The sequence below is a fragment of the Floridaenema fluviatile BLCC-F154 genome (genome assembly GCF_041929135.1).
Classification (GTDB): Bacteria; Cyanobacteriota; Cyanobacteriia; order Cyanobacteriales; family Aerosakkonemataceae; genus Floridanema; species Floridanema fluviatile.
On the sequence record NZ_JBHFNS010000094.1, the window covers coordinates 102614 to 122203 of the forward strand.

19 protein-coding genes are annotated in these 19590 nt (G+C 39.1%); 5 read left to right on the forward strand and 14 right to left on the reverse strand.

Annotated features, from left to right (window positions below):
* The first annotated feature begins 71 nt into the window (after positions 1 to 71).
* Both cbiT and ACE1B6_RS28680 read left to right on the forward strand, forming a co-directional pair.
* The gene (gene cbiT / locus ACE1B6_RS28675) at positions 72 to 674 is read left to right on the forward strand and encodes a precorrin-6Y C5,15-methyltransferase subunit CbiT (protein WP_413260721.1); all 603 of its coding nucleotides are present in this window, start codon (positions 72 to 74) and stop codon (positions 672 to 674) included.
* 73 nt (positions 675 to 747) lie between these two features.
* Complete coding sequence (locus tag ACE1B6_RS28680) at positions 748 to 1617, forward strand: phosphatidate cytidylyltransferase (protein ID WP_413260722.1); 870 nt, start codon at positions 748 to 750, stop codon at positions 1615 to 1617.
* A gap of 171 nt (positions 1618 to 1788) precedes the next feature.
* Here the strand turns inward: ACE1B6_RS28680 and ACE1B6_RS28685 are convergent, their stop codons facing one another.
* On the reverse strand, positions 1789 to 2541 hold the full coding sequence (locus tag ACE1B6_RS28685) for an LmeA family phospholipid-binding protein (protein WP_413260723.1): 753 nt from the start codon (positions 2539 to 2541) through the stop codon (positions 1789 to 1791).
* A 96-nt stretch (positions 2542 to 2637) separates the two neighbouring features.
* Between ACE1B6_RS28685 and ACE1B6_RS28690 the strand changes: the two genes are divergently transcribed.
* Entirely contained in the window at positions 2638 to 3402 is a 765-nt protein-coding gene (locus tag ACE1B6_RS28690) for a pseudouridine synthase (protein ID WP_413260724.1), read from the forward strand.
* Positions 3403 to 3531: 129 nt separating this feature from the next.
* Entirely contained in the window at positions 3532 to 4314 is a 783-nt protein-coding gene (locus ACE1B6_RS28695; RefSeq protein WP_413260725.1) for a helix-turn-helix domain-containing protein, read from the forward strand.
* Between the two features lie 66 nt (positions 4315 to 4380).
* Here the strand turns inward: ACE1B6_RS28695 and malQ are convergent, their stop codons facing one another.
* Entirely contained in the window at positions 4381 to 5877 is a 1497-nt protein-coding gene (malQ, locus tag ACE1B6_RS28700) for a 4-alpha-glucanotransferase (protein WP_413260726.1), read from the reverse strand.
* A gap of 194 nt (positions 5878 to 6071) precedes the next feature.
* On the opposite strand from malQ, the gene ACE1B6_RS28705 reads away from it, so the two are divergent.
* A complete protein-coding gene (locus tag ACE1B6_RS28705) occupies positions 6072 to 6503 on the forward strand; it encodes an NUDIX domain-containing protein (protein ID WP_413260727.1) in 432 nt (143 codons plus the stop codon).
* On the opposite strand, the gene ACE1B6_RS28710 is transcribed toward ACE1B6_RS28705, so the two are convergent.
* The 12 genes from ACE1B6_RS28710 to ACE1B6_RS28765 form a co-directional block, all read right to left on the reverse strand.
* Entirely contained in the window at positions 6500 to 7627 is a 1128-nt protein-coding gene (locus tag ACE1B6_RS28710) for a nucleotidyltransferase family protein (RefSeq protein WP_413260728.1), read from the reverse strand. The two genes, ACE1B6_RS28705 and ACE1B6_RS28710, sit on opposite strands and share 4 nt — an antisense overlap.
* A gap of 39 nt (positions 7628 to 7666) precedes the next feature.
* A complete protein-coding gene (locus ACE1B6_RS28715) occupies positions 7667 to 8710 on the reverse strand; it encodes an SMP-30/gluconolactonase/LRE family protein (protein ID WP_413260729.1) in 1044 nt (347 codons plus the stop codon).
* On the reverse strand, positions 8658 to 9542 hold the full coding sequence (locus tag ACE1B6_RS28720; protein ID WP_413260730.1) for an SDR family NAD(P)-dependent oxidoreductase: 885 nt from the start codon (positions 9540 to 9542) through the stop codon (positions 8658 to 8660). Before ACE1B6_RS28720 ends, ACE1B6_RS28715 begins: the two co-directional genes overlap by 53 nt.
* A 59-nt stretch (positions 9543 to 9601) precedes the next feature.
* Positions 9602 to 11107: a glycosyltransferase family 4 protein gene (locus tag ACE1B6_RS28725; RefSeq protein ID WP_413260731.1), complete on the reverse strand. Its 1506-nt coding sequence runs from the start codon at positions 11105 to 11107 to the stop codon at positions 9602 to 9604.
* Positions 11108 to 11154: 47 nt separating this feature from the next.
* On the reverse strand, positions 11155 to 11964 hold the full coding sequence (locus ACE1B6_RS28730; RefSeq protein ID WP_413260732.1) for a DUF6817 domain-containing protein: 810 nt from the start codon (positions 11962 to 11964) through the stop codon (positions 11155 to 11157).
* 43 nt (positions 11965 to 12007) lie between these two features.
* Positions 12008 to 14212, reverse strand: coding sequence for a glycosyltransferase family 2 protein (locus tag ACE1B6_RS28735; protein ID WP_413260733.1), 2205 nt, complete (start codon positions 14210 to 14212; stop codon positions 12008 to 12010).
* Positions 14213 to 14215: 3 nt separating this feature from the next.
* Positions 14216 to 14926 (reverse strand): glycosyltransferase family 2 protein, encoded by a 711-nt coding sequence (locus ACE1B6_RS28740; protein ID WP_413260734.1) that lies wholly within the window; start codon positions 14924 to 14926, stop codon positions 14216 to 14218.
* Positions 14927 to 14928: 2 nt separating this feature from the next.
* On the reverse strand, positions 14929 to 15624 hold the full coding sequence (locus ACE1B6_RS28745; RefSeq protein WP_413260735.1) for a glycosyltransferase: 696 nt from the start codon (positions 15622 to 15624) through the stop codon (positions 14929 to 14931).
* 15 nt (positions 15625 to 15639) lie between these two features.
* Positions 15640 to 16386 (reverse strand): glycosyltransferase family 2 protein, encoded by a 747-nt coding sequence (locus ACE1B6_RS28750; protein ID WP_413260736.1) that lies wholly within the window; start codon positions 16384 to 16386, stop codon positions 15640 to 15642.
* Complete coding sequence (locus ACE1B6_RS28755) at positions 16383 to 17468, reverse strand: hypothetical protein (RefSeq protein ID WP_413260737.1); 1086 nt, start codon at positions 17466 to 17468, stop codon at positions 16383 to 16385. The genes ACE1B6_RS28750 and ACE1B6_RS28755 overlap by 4 nt, the downstream gene beginning before the upstream one ends.
* 80 nt (positions 17469 to 17548) lie before the next feature.
* Positions 17549 to 17986 carry a PqqD family protein gene (locus ACE1B6_RS28760; RefSeq protein ID WP_413260738.1) on the reverse strand — a complete coding sequence of 146 codons (438 nt, stop codon included), beginning with the start codon at positions 17984 to 17986 and terminating at the stop codon, positions 17549 to 17551.
* Positions 17987 to 18310: 324 nt separating this feature from the next.
* Positions 18311 to 19546 carry a nucleotidyltransferase domain-containing protein gene (locus ACE1B6_RS28765; protein WP_413260739.1) on the reverse strand — a complete coding sequence of 412 codons (1236 nt, stop codon included), beginning with the start codon at positions 19544 to 19546 and terminating at the stop codon, positions 18311 to 18313.
* Between the last annotated feature and the right edge of the window lie 44 nt (positions 19547 to 19590).

The window sequence follows — 19590 nt, forward strand, 5'->3', positions numbered from 1 at the left end:
TAAACATTTCTCCCCTGCCCCCCTGCCCCCCTGCCCCCCTGCCCCTCTGCCCCCCTGCCCCTGGAGCTCCTATGCCTTCCCCAATCTGGCCTTATATTACCCCAGGAATACCAGACGACTTGTTCGATCGCTTACCAGGCATTCCCCTCAGCAAGCGAGAAGTACGACTGTTGTTAATCTCTCACTTGCGTCTCACTACCGACACAATTTTGTGGGATATTGGCGCAGGTACAGGGACAATTCCTGTAGAAGTCGGGTTGCTGTGTTCGCAGGGTAAGATTATTGCTGTAGAACGGGATGAAGAAGTAGCAACTTTAATTCGGCGGAATTGCGATCGCTTTAGTGTCACCAACGTAGATATAATCGTAGGAAGTGCTCCTGAATGCCTCAAAGACTTACCAGCGCCACCCAATCGAGTTTGCATTGAAGGTGGTCGCCCAATTAAAGATATTCTGTTTGAAGTGTGGCATTACCTACCACACCAAGGCAGAGTTGTAGTGACAGCAGGCAACTTAGAAAACCTTTACACTGTCTCTGAAACCTTTGCTCAGTTACAAGTACGGAATATAGAAGTTGTACAATCAGCTGTTAACCGCCTGGAGACGCGAGGCAATCATCAAACATTTGCTGCTGTCGATCCAATTTTTATTCTCAGTGGCGAAAAGTTAGAGTAAAACCAAAGAGATTGTAGATTTTTTATCTACTCTAAAATCTAAAATTTAAAATCTAAAATTTAAAGCACGTCTCATGTCTTGGTCTAGAATACTTAGTGGAATTGTTGCGATCGTCCTAGCTTTAGGAATGATTTTCTTGGGAGGTTGGTATTTCACCCTTTGCTTTGGGATTATCATTTATTTAGGTTTGTTAGAATACTTTCAACTAGCACGCGCCACAGGAATTGCTCCCGCAGGTAAAACTACGATCGCAGTTAGCATAGGATTATTGATAATCGCTACAGTTTCCTCCACCCTAGCTGATGCAGTATTACCAGTAGCCGGAACTTTTATCTGTTTTTATCTCTTATTTCAGCCCAAATTAGCCACTATTGCTGATATTTCTACTTCCATATTAGGACTATTTTATGGTGGTTATTTGCCTAGCTATTGGGTACGCTTACGCTCTCTTGGTCAAGCAGAATGTAGTAACCTACCTTTAGGCGGCTATTGGCCGGAACATTGGACAAACATTAAAGATTGGCCTCAAGGACTAACGATTACATTACTCGCTTTTGGTTGTATTTGGGCAGCTGATATCGGCGCTTACTTTATCGGTAAATTCTTTGGCAAAACTAGCCTTTCCCACATTAGCCCGAAAAAAACTGTGGAAGGCGCAGTTTTTGGCGTTAGTGCTAGTGTAGCCGTAGCTGTAGCCGGAGCTTGGTATCTTAACTGGCATTTATGGCCTATTACTGGAGTCGCTTTAGGTCTGTTAATTGGTATTGCTAGTCTCTTAGGAGATCTTACCGAGTCAATGATGAAACGCGATGCAGGTGTCAAAGACTCAGGTCAACTCATCCCCGGACATGGTGGAATTTTAGACCGCGCCGATAGCTACGTTTTCACCGCCCCCTTAGTCTACTATTTTGTCACCCTGCTTTTGCCCTTGTTACCGAAGTGAGTAGGGTGCAGAAGTAGGGGTTCAGGGGAGAAAGTTTTGGTTTTAAGTTGTAGGGGCGGGTTTAGCAGGTAAACTTATATTCATCACAGAAGAGTTAACAACAAAACCCGCCCTTACAGAGTTTTCCCCTTGTTCCCCAGTACCTAGTACCCAGTCCCCAGTCCCCAGTCCCTAGTCACTAGTCACCGAAATGCTACCTCGACAGATTAATTGACCATGACTTAGGGTGAGTTCGTGAATATCGACATCTGGGCCTAAGTCGATCGTTAAATTGGCTAATTTAGGGGAGTTTAAGCGGAAGTCTCCTTGAAGTTGGGGATTATCTAAATGTAATTGATTGCGATCGCTTATTCTCACACCAGTACTAATTGAGATCGGAGAGTTAGTATCTAGCAAACAGGCTTTTAGATGGATTTGATTACCATCAACGGTAATTTTTTGCCAATGAATCTGCTGATTTTGGAGAATTGAGGAATTAGTACCTGCTGCTTTGAGCAACATTTGGCAAAATTCATTTAAACCGCTGATGAGTAATTCGCTGTTTAAAGAGGCATTGAGGTCATCTTCAGATAAAAGTAACTCACCTTTGGCGCGAATTGGTTCTAGTAAACGTAAGGGTTTACCTTTGATGATTTGACCCAAGTTAACGCGGATATTTTCGGCAATTAATTGAATTTGTTGCAGGTGTAAACCTTGGTACAGAGCACGAGTCGTAAAAAGTGTTACTTTGGGGATGTAACCAGATAAGATTTGTCGATCGCCCCCTTCAATCTGAAGTTCCAAGTCTGCAACTTGTTCTGCTTGCGATCGCAGCCACAATTTTACCGCAGGTGACAACACCTTACTAATAATTCGACTGCGTTTCTTTTGCAAGTTTTCCGCACTCTCTGTCCCTGGAATCTGATTTGCCGGGAGATCGAACATAAACACCACCTATGACGATACATTTTTTCATGTAATATTTGTACATAGTTTACTGATTCTGGAAAAAACCAGTTAGTCAAGCAGTCAAATTTAAGTATGGAAAGGCTGCAAAAGTTACTTTCACAGTGGGGAATTGCCTCCCGTCGTCACGCAGAAGAAATGATCCAAGCAGGTCGGGTGCGTGTCAACGGTGAAGTTGCTCATTTGGGACAAAAAGCTGACCCAGCGAGCGATCGAATCACCGTAGACCATCAATTGATTAGATTTGCTAATCGACCCGAACAGGTTTACTTATTAGTGAATAAACCAGCTGGCATAGTTTCCACCTGTAGCGACCCCCAAAAACGCCCCACCGTTCTCCATCTGTTACCCACCTCACTGCAAAGAGGACAAGGAATTTATCCAGTGGGACGCTTAGATGCTGATTCCACGGGAGCCTTACTATTAACTAACGATGGGGATCTTGCCTTCCGCCTCACCCATCCCCGCCATAGTATGCCGAAAACTTACCAAGTTTGGGTCAAGGGACAACCGCCAGAAGAGGTGCTGCAAAGGTGGCGCGAAGGAGTTATCCTAGACAGCAAAAAAACCTTACCCTGCCAAATCAGGGTATTAAAAACCGGGTCTAAGGGCGATACGGCTACGCCACGCTACGGCGACTGCACTCTCTTAGAAGTGATTTTAAAAGAGGGGAGAAATCGTCAAATTCGGCGAGTAGCTGAACAATTAGGATATCCTGTGATTCAGCTGCATCGGACTGCAATTGGCCCAATTCAACTACAGTTACCCAAGCAGAGACTTTTACCAGGAGAATACCGATATTTGACAGATATGGAAATTAATTTTTTGCAAAGTCGGTAAATCCAGGGTAGATTTTTCTGTTATCAGTGTAGAGTTTTCTTTGATGACAACTTTGCCCAAAAAAGTTAAAAATATTTACCCAACCACCTTAGTGAGTAGATGAGCTAGTAAATGTTAAGGATGCAACTGATGAAGACGAATAAAAGAGAAGATCTAGGTTCTTATTTAGAAGAACAACGAGCTAAAAAGCTCGCAGAAATGGGTGATTATCTGCGTCACCTGCGGGAAGAACAAGCCCTGTCTTTAGATGACGTAGCATCTATCACTAAAGTTCCGGCTCGAATGCTTAATGCGATCGAAGAAGGTAAACTAGAACCCTTACCAGAACCAGTCTATACCAAAGGTTTTATTAAACGTTATGCTGATGCCCTTGGTTTGAATGGTTCTGAGTTTGCCAGCGTCTTCCCGACAGCGCAGGTTTTCAGCGCCAAAAGGCAATTTTGGGGAGAGTTACCAGCGGCTCAATTAAAGCCAATTCACCTTTACCTTTTTTATCTAGTAGTAATTATTTTGGCGGTAACTGGATTGTCGCAAATGGTCGATCGATCTGCTCAACAAGCAGTCACGCCCACCAGCGAAAAACCAACGGCGAGCAAAAAATCACCCCAGCCTACCAGCGACAAAAATCAAGATCAAGTCGCCTTGGTTAGCATGAACAGCAAAAATAGTTCTGAACCTGTGAGAGTTGGTCTAAATGTTACATCCGACTCTTGGGTGCGAGTAGTCGTTGATGGCAAAAAAGAATTTGAAGGGACTCTTTCCCAAGGAACTCAGCGCACTTGGACGGCAAAACAAGAGATAGTTTTGCGTGCTGGTAATGCCGGAGGAGTTATGGTTGCTTATAATGACGAGCAAGCCAAAAAATTAGGAACTCCCGGAACAATTAAACAAGTGACTTTTAAAGCTAACTAACCGGGGCAAGGGGGGAGAAGTCGAATTTTTTCCTTCAACCTTCTCCTAATGCCCCTCAGATTTCGATCACGCCCGACCAAAAGTTTCCGTCAACTTTCTCAAGGCTTCAATTTCTTTGTAAGTTAAAGTGCCTGGTAAATAACGCCATTCCCAGTTCCCTTCACCTTCACTAGGAATATTCATCCGGGCTTCACTCCCAAGACCTAAAATGTCTTGTAAGGGAATAATTGCTTGATTGGCGATCGAACTCAGGGCTAAGCGAATTAAATCCCAATGGATACCTTCCCCAGAAACACAACCTATATAAGCGAGTAAACCTTGCTTTTCATGTTCGGGTAATTTATCGTACCAACCTACGGTTGTGTCATTGTCGTGAGTGCCCGTGTAAACTACACTATTGCGCTCATAGTTGAAGGGCAAATAAGGATTACCAGCACCAGAACCAAAGGCAAAGTGTAAAATCTTCATGCCGGGAAATTCAAAATCATCCCGCAATTTTTCCACTTCTGGAGTGATTAAGCCTAAATCTTCGGCTAAAACAGGTAATTTGCCAAATTTATCCCGAATTACTTGGAATAATGCCTCTCCGGGTGCTTTGATCCATTCGCCATTAATGGCAGTTTCTTCGCCTCTTTCCACTGCCCAGTATGCTTCAAAACCGCGGAAGTGGTCAATGCGAACAATATCAACATAATCTAATAAAGATTGGAAACGTTCTACCCACCATTTAAAATTGTCTTTTTGCAGATTTTCCCAATCGTAAATTGGATTTCCCCATAATTGTCCGGTGGCGCTAAAGTAATCTGGTGGTACTCCTGCCATTAATGCTGGTTCTTTGGTTTCTTCATCTAAGCAAAAGTATTCGGGATGTGCCCAAACATCGGCGCTATCATGGGCAACATAAATGGGAATGTCGCCGACGATTTCGATGTGGCGATCGTTCGCAAACCGTTTAATATCAGACCATTGCCGGAAAAACTCAAACTGTAAGAATTTCTGGTAGATTATCTCATCTGCTAATTCTTGTTCAAACTTTTCTAATGTAGCAGGATCTCTTTCTGCTAACTCTGGTTCCCACTGATGCCAACTTTCTCCTTCGTGTGCATCGCGCAACGCCATAAACAAAGCATAATCATCTAACCAATAAGCTTTACTGGTACAGAATGATTTAAATCGCTGTTGAAACTTGGGCGAAGTCTCTTTTTTAAAGTTTTCGCAGGCTTTTTTTAGTAACGGAGTTTTCACTTCCATTACCTTTTCAAAGTCTACTTTGTCAGCGGGGAATTCTGGTAAGTCGCCAAAGTCTTCTTCAGTCAATAACCCCTCATTTTGCAACCGTTCCGGGCTAATCAATAGCGGGTTCCCAGCCATCGCTGAAAAACACATATAAGGAGAATTACCATATCCTGTGGGTCCTAATGGCAGCACTTGCCAAATTTTCTGTCTGCTTTCGGCTAAAAATTCTACAAAACGGTAGGCTTCTGAGCCTAAATCTCCAATACCAAAACGACTGGGAAGTGATGTAGGGTGCAATAAAACCCCACTGGTTCTGGGAAACGGCATAATTTACCTAAAAAAGGTCGAGCAACGGATATCAGTGAGATTATCACGGTAGAGTTGTCTTTTAAACCCGACTCTCGAAAGGTTTTTTCTCTGACGTTTGGTAGAATACTCTGTTTTGTGGTTAACCTTGGTCTAAGACCTAGATTTATCTGTGGGATCAATCTAAAATTTAAAGTCTCAAATCTAGAATTTCTATGACTTACCGCAATCCTACTCCGACTGTTGACATTATTATTGAGTTGGTCGATCGATCGCAACGTCCAATAATCTTAATCGAACGCAAAAATCCTCCTTTTGGTTGGGCTATTCCGGGCGGTTTTGTGGACTATGGCGAGTCTGTGGAGTCTGCGGCGCGTCGAGAAGCTGAGGAAGAGACGGGGGTAAAGGTGGAGTTGGTGGAACAGTTTCACGTCTATTCTGACCCGAATCGTGACCCGCGTCAGCATACTTTAAGTGTGGTGTTCATCGCGACGGGTAAGGGGGAACCAAAAGCTGCTGATGATGCCAAAAATTTGGGGGTTTTTGAGTTTTGGCAGTTGCCGGAAAATCTCTGTTTCGATCACGATCGAATTATGCGCGATTATTGGCATTATCGGTTTTATGGCTTGCGTCCTCGTTTAGGTTAGGTTTTTTTGAACCCAATTCTTTGGATAGTCCGACTTGTTACTTGGATCGGAACTTCCCATAAGTTTTCTAATCCCCAAACATATTGTAAGTAATGCAGAAATCCTATTAAGTTAAATTGGGCATTTTTGCTAATTCTTAAATATTGAAAATACCTCATTTTTAACCGCTCTAATATTGTCGTTTTCTCCCCAGTCAAAACTTGATATTCTTCTTGTTCCATCTGGGAAACTGGGAGATTTTCTAGTTCTAGTAAAATTGAGGCTGGAATAGGTGCATTGAGAATTTCGGATAACTGAATTAATTGAGTTTTTAAGGGCAAAAGCAAGCGGTAATTTTCAGCTAGTTCAATCAGGTGATGCCAATTTATGCGATCGGGGTATGTGTAAATTGCGATCGCTGCATCCACTAACCGACGCACAGGCGAAACGGAGTTTCTAAATATTCCCGATCCACAAGTATATAATAACTGCTCTGTTGGCGATAAAACATAAACTGGTAAATTATTTACTTGAGTGAGTATTGCTGATTGCCAAAATTGGTTTTCGGCATTCTCATTAAAACCTTCACCAAAAAGATGCCAGCGCAGATTTAAATATTGCTTAGGTTCTTTTTTAAATCCCACAATATGAGTAAATGGAATCTTTGGATTAGCAATGTTTCCCTGAATTTTCCAATCTAATTTTTCTAACAATGGAATAGCATTTAAAACATCCTTGGTGCGGATCAAGAAATCAAAGTTTTCGATTGTCCGCAAACCATAGTCTTGGTAATAATATAAGTTCAAAGCTGCATCTTTCAGGAGCATTGTTTCAATGCCCGCTGATTTCAAAGCATCTAAAATAGATGCAATTTCTTGAAATAAAACTTGGTTTTCTACCCAGGTACGTCGGTAAACTCCCTTCAGTCTTCCCAAATGTGAATCGGTTACATTATGAGCAGATAAATTCCGATAAACTAAAGGTAGTAGTCGATAAGATTCTCGATCGATATCGTCAATATTAACAGTTTTTCTCCAAGTCTGCCAGGAATTAATTGCTGCTTCTCCTTGCCAAAGTGCAGCCTGTAAAAGTAATTTTTGCTCATTGGTTGGGGATGAATTATTTTGATTATAGTGGGAAAACATGACTAATTCCTAATTTGTTAAGTGTTGGGAAAAGAACTCTTATGGGACTTGAATACCCGGAATATTAACTCGAATTTTGTATAAAGAAGTTCCGGCAGTAATGTAAAGAGTTTGCCAATCTTCGTCTCCCCAAGCACAATTTGCTGGTACTTCTGGAGTGACGATCGTTCCTAAATGATTGCCTTTTGAATCGAATACCCATATACCACCTCCACCCGTACAATAAATATTTCCCTGTAGGTCTATTTTCATGCCATCTGGTAAACCTGGTTTTTTCGTTTTCATATCATAAAAAATTCGATCGTTTGCTAAAGTACCATTTTCTTGTACGTCGAATACGCGGATATGTCGGCGTTCGGAATCATCAATATAAAGCTGTTTTTCATCTGGGGAAAATGCTAAACCATTTGGTTTGTCGAAATTATCAGCAACTAGAGTAATTTGGTTGTCATTTGGTGCAAGGCGATAAACTCCTTGAATTGGTTGTTCTTGCTGTTCGGGTTGAATTCCGTAGGGGGGATCGGTAAAGTAAATTGTTCCGTCACTTTTGACAACAATATCATTGGGACTATTCAATTTTTTACCTTGGAATTTATCAGCTAATACTGCGATCGTCCCGTCTTTTTCTGTGCGGGTAACTCGCCGTTTGCCATGTTCGCAAGCAATTAATCTTCCCTGCTTGTCTCTAGTCAAACCGTTAGAATTATTACTAGGTTCTCGAAAGATAGTTACTTGGCGATCGCTACTTAATTTATAAATTTTATTAGCGGGAATATCGCTAAATAGTAAATATTTTCCTTCGGCAAACCAAATCGGGCCTTCAGTAAATTGAAATCCGGTTGCTACCCGTTCGAGCTTTACTTTCTTCGGGAAAAGAGTTCTAAATTCGGAAGTTTTTGCTTCTAGGATACTAGATCCGAATAAAGATTTGAGCCTTTTTTTTATCTGAAACATTGCTTTTTGGTTGTTGGTGAATTTAGTGAATAAAAAACTCAATCCCGCTAATAGCATCAAAGCTAAAAAGGTTTTTCTACTGAGGTGGATGTTGGCTAATGCGATAATTATATAATGATAGTCCAGCATCAATTTTTAATATGGTTCCTGTAGTAAAATGAGAAAAATACTCTACAGCTAAATAAACAGCGGCTCGACCAATATAACGAGGATTAATTGAACTTTGATGCAGCGGTGTATATTCATGAATTAGGGGATTTCCCTGCTCATCTTCTGCTACCCAACCAGGTGCTATTCCGTTGACTCTAATTCCGTAATTTGCTAAGTCGATCGCCAATTCTTCGATCATCATTCTTAATGCTGCTTTGGAAGCACTGTAACTGGGCCAACGTACAATTTTTTCTTGGTGGATGGAAGTAATAAATATAATCGATCCCCGGATTTGTTTATTTATCATCATTGTGGAGATCATTTTCGTTAAATACATGGGACCAAAAACATTTGTATTAAAAGTTTGATACCATTCTTCTAAAGTCTGATTTCTGATGCCAATTGTCTCAAATTGAATTCCTGCATTGTTAATTAGTATATCAATAAAAATATCGTTCTCTATCAAGAAATTATTTAAATCATTTATTTCTTCAGATTTTCTTATATCTAATAAAAAGCTTTTCACTTGAACTGAATAGCTAGCTAATTCTTGTTCTAACTTTTTCAGGTTTTCCTGGTTAATTTCAGTAAATAAAATGTTTGCACCTTGTTTAGCCATTTCCAAGGCAATACTTTTGCCAATATTTCTCCCAGCGCCAGTGATTAAAACGTTTTTTCCGGCTAACAACTGATTATCTATTACTATAGAAGGCTCTACTTCTTTGGTGTGAATCACTAACTTCGGAGGTTGAGTTGGATTAATGAATGACTTTAATGCGGCTTTTAAGCGATGTTTAAACTTAAGTTCCATAAAAACAATTATGATTGTAGATATTCAAGAGCGATCGTCATTGTCAACTGGCATAATTATCACCCTGAATTACCCGATATTTTAACTGAAAATAGCTTTTCAACGATCGCTTTATATTTTATCAGCATTCGTTCTTCTTTAAACATTTTTTCAGCGCGATTTTTACAGGCTTGACCAATACTATAACGTAATTGAGAATCGGTTGCCCAAGCTTCAATAGTAGTAACTAATTCTTGAATAGTTGCTGATGAATTGATTTTTGGATCGGGTAAAAGTTTACCCGTTTCTCCTAACTCTTCGGGGATACCACTAACGGCGCTAGCGAGTACGGGTTTTGCTTTTGCCATTGCTTCCATAATTGCTAAGGGCATTCCTTCAAATTGAGAGGGTAAAATAAAGATATCGGCAGTATCTAATAAGTCTGGAATGTCGGATCTTTCGCCAACAAATTTGATGCGATCGCTAACTCCCATTTCTGCCGATAAAGTTTTCAGCCGCAATGATAAATTTCCCGTTCCTGCCCAAATAAAGTACAGCTTATCCCAAATTTCACTTTCTTGAAGTTGTTGAATAGCACTCAGTTGATACTGGTAGCCTTTGACAAGATCCAAACGAGCAGTTGTCAAACAAACAATAGCATCATTAGGGATATTTAATTCTTGACGTAGGCGATCGCGTACTGCTAAATTCGGCGGATTAAAATATTGTGCAGGTCGCCCATTATAAATTACTTGACCGATATTTTCCGGTAATTTAAATTGTTGACGGAGTAGGTTTAAATTTTCTTCGGAAACGGTAATTACAGCTTGGGCGTGCTGATAAATATTGGGTAATCTTTGCAAGTAAGGTTGAAATTGTTTTGCCCATTCAGCGGTCACACAATGAACAATTTGGATGTAGGGAATCTCTCTTTGAATAGCGACTTCTTTAGCTGCCAAATTGGAAACAGGACAGCCATCGCCAAAAATAATTAAATCTGGTTTAGCTAAAGTAAAAATATGTTCGACTTCATCTGTATTACTGAAGGCGCGAGCAGGTTTTGTTGGGTGATAAAGATTGTCGGGCTTTAACCATAAATGAGATATTCTTAATTGGTTTCTTTGCTGAATTAAGTAATGATTAGCTTGGCTTTGAACGCAGGTTAATTTATATTTTGATGCTGCTAAGTCGCAGATAATTGCGTGATTTAATTGAGCCGCACCATAGATTTCCGGGCAATCTGTATAAAAAAGAATATGCAGACTATCTGACTCTATTAGTGGTAGCAAATCAGTAAATTTTGAATCTTTTCTGCGAATATTATTGATTAATTCTTGATAAAAATTTGCTTCGTTTGGATTGGCTTCTATGGCTTGGTGATAAACTGCGATCGCTTCTTCTTCTCTTCCTTGTTCTATTAACAGTTCAGTAAGTTTGACGTAAGCATCGGTATAAATTGGTTGCAGATCGATCGCTTTTTTATAAGAGGCGATCGCTAACTCAATTTTGCCCTTAGCTTGCCAAACATGGGCTAAATAAAATTGTCGTTCTGCTTCTGATTGAGTAAATTTTACGGTTTCTGACATCAACAATTCTCTACTTTTGGTCATCAACAGAAATTGTCAGTTAATTTTTAGCTAGCAATTTTTTTAAATGGTTGTAAAGAACGCAGCTTTCTTTTCAACCGATAGATAATAGATTGCCCATAACTAAGACTGTGATTCAATTCTTCATAAGCGGCTAACCAGATTTTCTTTTGATAAGACTTGGGGGCAATAAAGAATGAATCTTTGTATTGGCTGTATGGGCTAAGTTCTTCAGGAAGTTCAGCTAAAATATTTTCTGGGAATACGGCTTCTAGTTCGGTGGCTAAAGTGGGAAACCCAATTTCTTGAGCCATTGCTACCATAATATCGCCCATATCCTGAAGAAATTGCTGACGATCTTTGCGATTTGAACAATACAAAATACCCAAATCTAAGCTATCTTCTAGCTGATCGGCTAAACGGATTAAAAGAACATTTCGATCGATCTGATCGAGGCAATGAAGGCGATCGCGCAACGAAAGAATAGTTTTTGCATTCCATTGTAAAGCAGCATATCTACAAAGATATTCTTCTACCTCTTTTCCGACTACAGCTTTTACTTGTTCCCGTTTGGTATTTGAAATACCTTGTTTCCCACTACCAAAATCAGCTTCCGCATAGATGGAGTGAAGAAGACCTGCAATTACTATTTCTAAAGAAACAGCAAGAGAAGCCAGAATACTAGCTGTACCAACGACATGAGCAATAAATGTTTTGCCAGAAGGACGATAACAACCAGCAAATAATTCTGCTGCCATTTGGTAGCTATTTTTAACTCTAACTAGTTCTTCCTTTGAGTATCCATTCTCTTTTAGTTGATTCAAAAGTTGGATATATGTTTGGGCGTAGGAGTGCATAGTTGTTCAATTTTAGTTTAGAAACAAAGATTAATCCAAAGTTTTACTTTTCCTGCCATAAACGATTCTCTACTTTTCGGTATAAGGAAACTAACGCAGCTTCAACTGCGGGAGTCGGGCTACATTTGAGTCCTTCTAAAATGTTGGCTAGCGCCTCTTGATTTTGGTTGCGATCGAATTGCTGTTGAGCTAAATTAAAAGCATAATCTGCATAATATTGCAAAGCTTTGTATGAAATATCGTCAGCAATACTAGGCGGTAAATATTGTCGGGAAAGTTCAATTGTTCGGCGCGTATCAGCAATTTGTCCCCCCGATTTTAACAATTGCGAAGTTTCTGTTGTTGCATCTTTATTAAAACAAACTAAAGTTTCTGGTTCATACCAAACTGGATAATTAACCGCGATGCGCTTCCACATTTCCCAATCAAATGCTGATTTAGCTTGGGGAGAAAATCCGCCTAATTGTTCGTAAACATCGCGACGAACAACCATTGAAGAAAACTGCACTCGACACCAAATAGCAAGTTCTTCGATCCAGTTTTCTATGATTCCAGGTATTTCTCTTTCTAAGGGAGAAAGCCGAGGATTTCCTATGTTATCTGTGTAGAGTTGACGACAAAAAGCTGCGCCAATATTCGGTGCTTTTTCTATACCTGCTTTCAAGGAATTATAAAATCCTGGTTCTACCCAATCATCATCATGTAAAATATGAACCCATTGACCTTTTGCTCGTTCAATACAAACATTAAAGATGTGAGGATGACCGACATTTTTCGGGTGTTTGTAGAAGTATACGCGATCGCCACCTACGCGATTAACAATCTCTTGAATCCGATCCTGAATTAAAGCTTCTGCTCCATCATTAATCACTTCTATTTGCATTTGTTCAGGACTATCAGCTTGTTGAAGAACGCTTGTAATCGCTTTTTCAATATGCTGTAATCGATTGTAAACTGTAATCATTACTGACCAAAATGGTCGATGAATATTAGCCGGAATTGGATAAATTTTGGGAAACTCTGGCTCTACTTCTTCTGTGTGCATAATGCCCAATTCTACTAATTGTTGACTGTTTTGCAGCTTCACAGAATGATGGCGATCGTACAAAGTTAAACTCTGATTTTCTGCGATTCCTTTGGCATATTCAGCATACTGCATTCCATTGCCATAATGCTCTTTTCTCGTAACTTCTGTTTCCACATAATTAACAAATGATGAAAAGTATTTAAAGTGCAGCAAACAACCGCTTTCTAAAGCAATTTCTCCTTGGGAACAGTTGGTAAAGTGTTGACCGCCTGCTAACACTCGATCTAAGCTATATTTAATCAGAGGTACTTTACTTAAATAATAACTTCCCTCTTTACCAAAAACTCTTTCTCTGACTCCGCCAAAATAAATTGTTTGATTTTTATATAAACCAGATTGTTCGTATTTGGTATGGTAAAATTTTCGGTCAAAATAAGGGCAGACTTCGAGAAAATTCTGTCCGGGAGTATAGTAAGTTTCCCGAATTGGTTTGTCGGAATACATATCTAGAAGTACAGTATTAAAAGCTTTTTTGTACTTCCGATCTAACTCTTGGCAAAGTTGAGGAATACTTTTGGTTTCGCAATTGGGATAATATAAAAGTTCATCGGCATCAACAATTAAACACCAACGATCTAATCCATAGTTTCTTAACAAAATTTCAAACCAAACAGAACCAAAATTACTTTGATTAAAAGATCGAGTACTATTCCAAAGATAAACATCTGGTTGCTGAATTAAGTAAGATTGGGTGTTATCTGTTGAACTATTATCGACAATAAAAAACTTATTTATTCCTTTTTCTCGATAATAGGACAAGAAATAGGGTAAACGTAAGGATTCATTTCTGACTACTGTACAACATATAATATCATCAGGTTTTTCAACTAAATGATGATTATCTATTCGGGTTAGCTGATAATAATTGAATGCGGCATTTATTCCCTGGTGTTTAATTAAAGCATCGATGAAATTTTTGTGTAATTCGGCTTCATTGGGATTCAATTCAACTGCTTGAGAATAAATCGCGATCGCACTCTCTAAATCACCTAATTCTACCAGTAAACTACCCAGCTTGAGCGCAGCTTTGGCATGATTAGGTTGTAGTTGTAAAACTTCTTTGTAAGTTGCGATCGCAGTGTTTACCTTCCCTTTCAACTGCCAAGCTTTAGCTAACTTAAATCGCACTTCTGCTAAATTATTTAACTCAATATTCTGCATAATTTAATCCTGATTTTCCGTATTTTGATTAGCTGCACGCCGTCTATCTAGTGAAGCTTTAATCATCCGTACATAATCTGTGCGCGATTGCCGTTGCCGAATTCCCAAATTTGTCTCATGCAAACGTCGCCACATTAGCAAATCTGGTAACATTTTCCCTTTAATTCCTAAATCACTTGCCAAGGAATACCAGCTAATAAATTCTCCCATTTGTAAATGTGTTTCAAACTTACCTACCCGCCAAAAACTTTCCCGTTTAATTAGCATTGTTCCCGGATGATATCCTGCCATTAAATCGGGGGGACAATGGATTTTATTCTTTACAGTTTCATCCAATTCTGGACTGTGAAACTGTTGAATATGTCCAAAAACCATATCGATTTCCGGTTCTTCTTGCAAAACCTGCATTTGCTTAATTAATTTATCTTTTACCCAAAAATCATCAGCATCAAGAAAGGCAAAAAAACTACTTTCTGCTAACTCAACTCCATGATTTCTTGCTGCACCTGCACCGCTTTGAGGTTGGTAATAGTACCGTACAGATGGAGCAAAATTCTTGGCTACTTCTGCACTTTTATCGGTTGAACCATCATCTATGATAATAATTTCAATGGGTTTATAAGTTTGATTTAGTACGCTTTCGATCGCTTCTGCTAAATAGCGATCGCAATTATAAACTGGGATAATTACGCTGACTAAAGGAAGGTTTGACATGGTTACTCCTCCGTCAATTGTTGATTGCGTCTGCGTTCAATTGAATTTCGCAAAATCTTTAATAGATTTTGGTTATTAACTGAAGAATTTAAGGATAAATTCGTATTGTGAATATGTTTGTAAAGTAAAACTTCAGGCATCACAGCTACAGGCACATTATGATCCTTAGCACGAGAAAACCAATCTACATCTTCAGCAACAGTGTATTCTGGATTTAACTTGCCGATCGCTTCAAACAAAGTTTTTCTTGCCACTAAAGTTTCCATAATAAAACCAGTATGTTCGCCTTCGAGCAATTCTGGTCTAAATCCCGGTGGAATTGTATGTCCTTCCTCTAAAATAAACTTGACTTTCGCAACAGTATATTGAATTTCTGGATGCTCAATCAAATAATTAACTTGGGTACTCAATTTGTTATTTGTCCAAGTATCATCATGAGAAAGAAAGGCAATTAATTCTCCTTTTGCTGCCTCAATTCCGATGTTATAAGCATTAGCAATTCCCTTATCTGTTTGGAGAAGATAGCGAACTTTTACATAAGACTTCGCAATCTTTTCGGTGTTATCCGTTGATTGACCATCAACTACAATAATTTCATAATGGTCGTAAGTTTGGCTGAGAATACTTTCAATCGCTCTTGCTAAATATCGCTCCCCGTTTTTAACTACAATAATGATGCTAACGAGTGGGTTATTCATACTTCTAAGAAATTTTTAATTATCGCTTTTTGTTTGGTCAATATGAACTAAATTGGGTAGAGTCGCTGCTATTCCTTCCATCTGGCGACGGCGGTCTAGTGATTTTTTCAGTGCTTTGAGAAATAGCGTTTTTTGTTCAGTGCGATCGCGAGTGATATTATCACCATGAATGCGATAATAAAGTGTCACTGCCTCAATTGTTGCCATCGAAATGCCAGCTTCTCTAATTCGCATAAATAAATCTACATCTTCACTTTGTCTTAGCGATGGATCGAAGTAACCCAATTTGTCAAAAACGGATTTTTTAAACAGTCCTGCACCTAAATTAACTCCGATAGAAGGTTGAGCAAATTCTTTAAATTTTACTTCTCCTGCGGTGGTATTTTCCCGCAATAAATACTGAACGCGACCCATGACAATTTCTAGGGATGGTTCTTGATTGAAATAAGCAAGTTGACTACTCAGTTTATTTTCAGGCCATAAATCATCTGCATCTAGAAAGGCAATAATTTCGCCTTCAGCTAACTTTAATCCGGTATTTCGAGCTACTGCTGGCCCTTGATTTTCTTGGTAAACATAGCGTAAAATATTATTGAATTTTTTCGCTATTTCCCAGGTTTCATCTGTCGATCCATCATCTATGACAATAATTTCCAATTGATCGTAGCACTGCTGTTGGATGCTGTGAATTGCTTCTGTTAAAAAAGCGGCTGTATTATAAGCAGGAACGATTACACTAATTAAAGGTAAATGGGAGTTCATCGATCGCCCTTAGTAATAAAATCTAATATAACTTGCGGAATTTCCTGTATATTTGTGCCGAGTTCCAGATAGTAACACTGAAGTTGATTGACTACATTAGTCATAATTTGGCACGCTTCTTTACCCGCACCAGATAGTTGCATCATCGTACTTGGAACCAATGCTGATAATCCAGTAGCGGCAGAAGTTGGGGTTAAAGTAGTGTTAGGTTTTCCAGTAATTCGCGGAATAAAAAGCGCCCGCAGGGGAAAACTCTTGATAATCTTTTCCGGGAAATAGTCGTTTAAGAAATAAACAGCTTTCTCTGTATCTAAGCGATCGCGATTGCTAATTGCCTGATTAAGAAATGGCAATCTTTCCAGATCGTCGGCATTTTTTTTGCCTGTACTGTAAATACTAAAAACGGTGGGTTTCGGTTCGGCAGTGATTAAACTATAATCATCACTGGCATAGAAAAGTTCGGAATTAAGACAAGATAAAGCAGTTGTTGATTTCCCCGATCCTCCTTTACCAACTAATAACACGCCACCACTGGGTAAACCTACTGCACCTGCATGAACTAATTGAATTTTTCGCTGATTCATCCAAATATGAAAAATTGTCCGCAAACAAGCACCTGTTTCCCAATAAGGAATCTGTTCTGTACTATCAACCCAATAAATTGCTAAATTGCGATCGCGATCTAAAGTACTTAAGGTATAAGCACCCCATTGAAAACTTGTATAAATGCGATCGTTAATTAACCCCTGCAATTCCCCGCGTTTGGCAATATGTTGATTTGGACGGGGTGGTGCAGCTGTATTTGTTGAGGCGCTATCCCAAATACAAACTGTTAGTGCTGGATCGGAAATTGGTTCTATTTCCAAATGTGCAATTGCCGGAATTACATAAGGAATTAATGCTTCGCCTGCAAAGCGCAAGCGAATTTTAAATCCTGCCATGCAATAATAGCGATCGATACAACCTCCAACAGAAACCTCAGCTTTTTCATATAATTCATAAACGGTATTGAAAAACTGTAGTGGTTCTTGCTGCTCGATTTGGTTTAAATTGTCCGAATTTTCCCAACTATTTGAAATCATTACAGCTTGATAGTTTTAACTATTTCAAAGTACTAATCGGCAAAAATATGGGAGGCAAACGCCCCCCTTTTGGGAAATAATTAAGCTTCTACTTTAGCACTGGGCCAACCCATTTGTTCGTCAACTTCATGAATCGGATCTAAAGCTAACAATTCTTCCATATCCGTGTATTTGTCCAAACTTGGTGGTTCAAATGGTAATTTTTCGGCGCTGGGAATTGCTTTTGGTTGACTGTTAGATAAATTGTTGTTACTTACTTCATTTGCTGAAGCAAGAACAATCAGTTCTTCTTGTTGTAGTTGGGCAATAAAATTGTTGATAGCTTGCTCTATTGTTTCGCGATCGCCTTCGTAACGCTGAGTTATTTCTGTGACAATCTCGCCTTGAGAAAGTCCTTTTATCAGACCATCCCAAATATCTGCTCCTGCGGTCACTAAACTAAAATAATCTCCTCTCTCTAAATTAACTAGTACTACTTCACCATCAATTGTTTCATGAACAACTTTAGGCTCATTCACTCTAAATTTTGACAACTGATTCATAATTAGATGATTGGTCTTAATGCTAGTTGATATTGGTCAATCGTTAGTTGATTGATAAACTTATCTTAATTATCTGTTAACTTATCTGCCTACGTCAAATAAAATTGTCATTGAGCCTAAATATTTAAACAAAATTTATTTAAATTTAAAGAAAATAAATATTTGTTTCATAAAAGTAAAAACAGGAATCAGCGAAAAGCTTTCGCCCAAGGGAGATAAATAGATCTAGATATAGGAGTAGTTTATATCGTTCTTTTTGACTGTTCGCCACCAACAAATAAAGGGTTAAACTTTATCTTTCTATGTTTGGGATTTTTTCCTTATTTGCTCTCCAATTAACCGGATTGGACGCAAAAAATAGTAAATGAAAGTTGGGAATTTAGCCCTTGGTAATAGTAACCAATCGCAAGTAGTTGGGGTAACGGCAATTTGGTAAAAGTATTGAATTTTATCTTGGATTCGTTCCCTTACTTTCAGGTGAAAGCGAGTATTAGAACCATATTTCAAGGATTCATCGATCTGATTAAATAAAAGCCGATCGCAAACTCGATCTGTCAGCAACTTTACTTCTGTATCGGCCTGTATTTGTTGTAAAATCTTCTCTGGTAGGGGAGTTGACAAAAGATTGTGAGCCAGCATTAAACTTAAAAAAAGCATTCGTTGACCGCCTTTAATGCGAGCTTTTTCTACTAGTTTGACCCAATCTAATTGGGGATGAGAGCGAATATATTCAGCTACATCGCAAATCCGATTAAGTTCAGTCCAACACTCTTTTGTGCCATGTCCGACGATCGCCAACAACGCATTTTCTGGCGAGAGACTAGGTACACTCTTACCAGCAATAGTGACTGATTCCCAGTTTTCCCACAATCCTCGATCGTCGATCGGGTAAGCAAAATATTTAGGCATAATTCCCCAATGAAGTTCTACGATCGCTTCTTTTTGAGGATGGATAAAGGGGTAAGCAGCTTCGCGAATTAATTTATAGATTTGCGGCGATCGAACAAAAATTTCTTCCTGTTCCGCTGTCAATTTGATGCGCTCAATTTTCATCCGATATCCCTGAGCTAAAAACAGCGCCTTCGCCCGTTCAATATCTTCAGCGTGAACCAAAATATCTAAATCACCGAATTGTCGCAGCAACAAATTACCATAAGCAGAAGCTGCTAACACAGGCCCTTTGAAAGGCAAAACTGCAATTCCTTGCTCTTCAAATAAATTCAATAATCTGACTAATTCACCACACAAAAACAAGCAACGTCGAGTATGATACTGGAAGTCTATCTTTAACTTGGTTAAAATCGCTTTCGGTACTGCTTCTGGGCAAATAGAGTTTAAATTCGAGTACAAAAGCGGCATCAATTTGTGTTGACTCGCCTTCTTGAGCAGACTTGCCCAATCTATATTTCCTTGAAGTAAAATTTTTAGCCGATCGACTCTTTCCTCGGTTACTAAAGTAGTGGCACAAATTAGCAGTACTTCCAGTTCTGGACAAACTTTGATTGATGAAACAGATCCAGGTAATATAGCTGTCATTATATATAATCAACAAAACCTATTTTGTTTAGTATTTTATATTA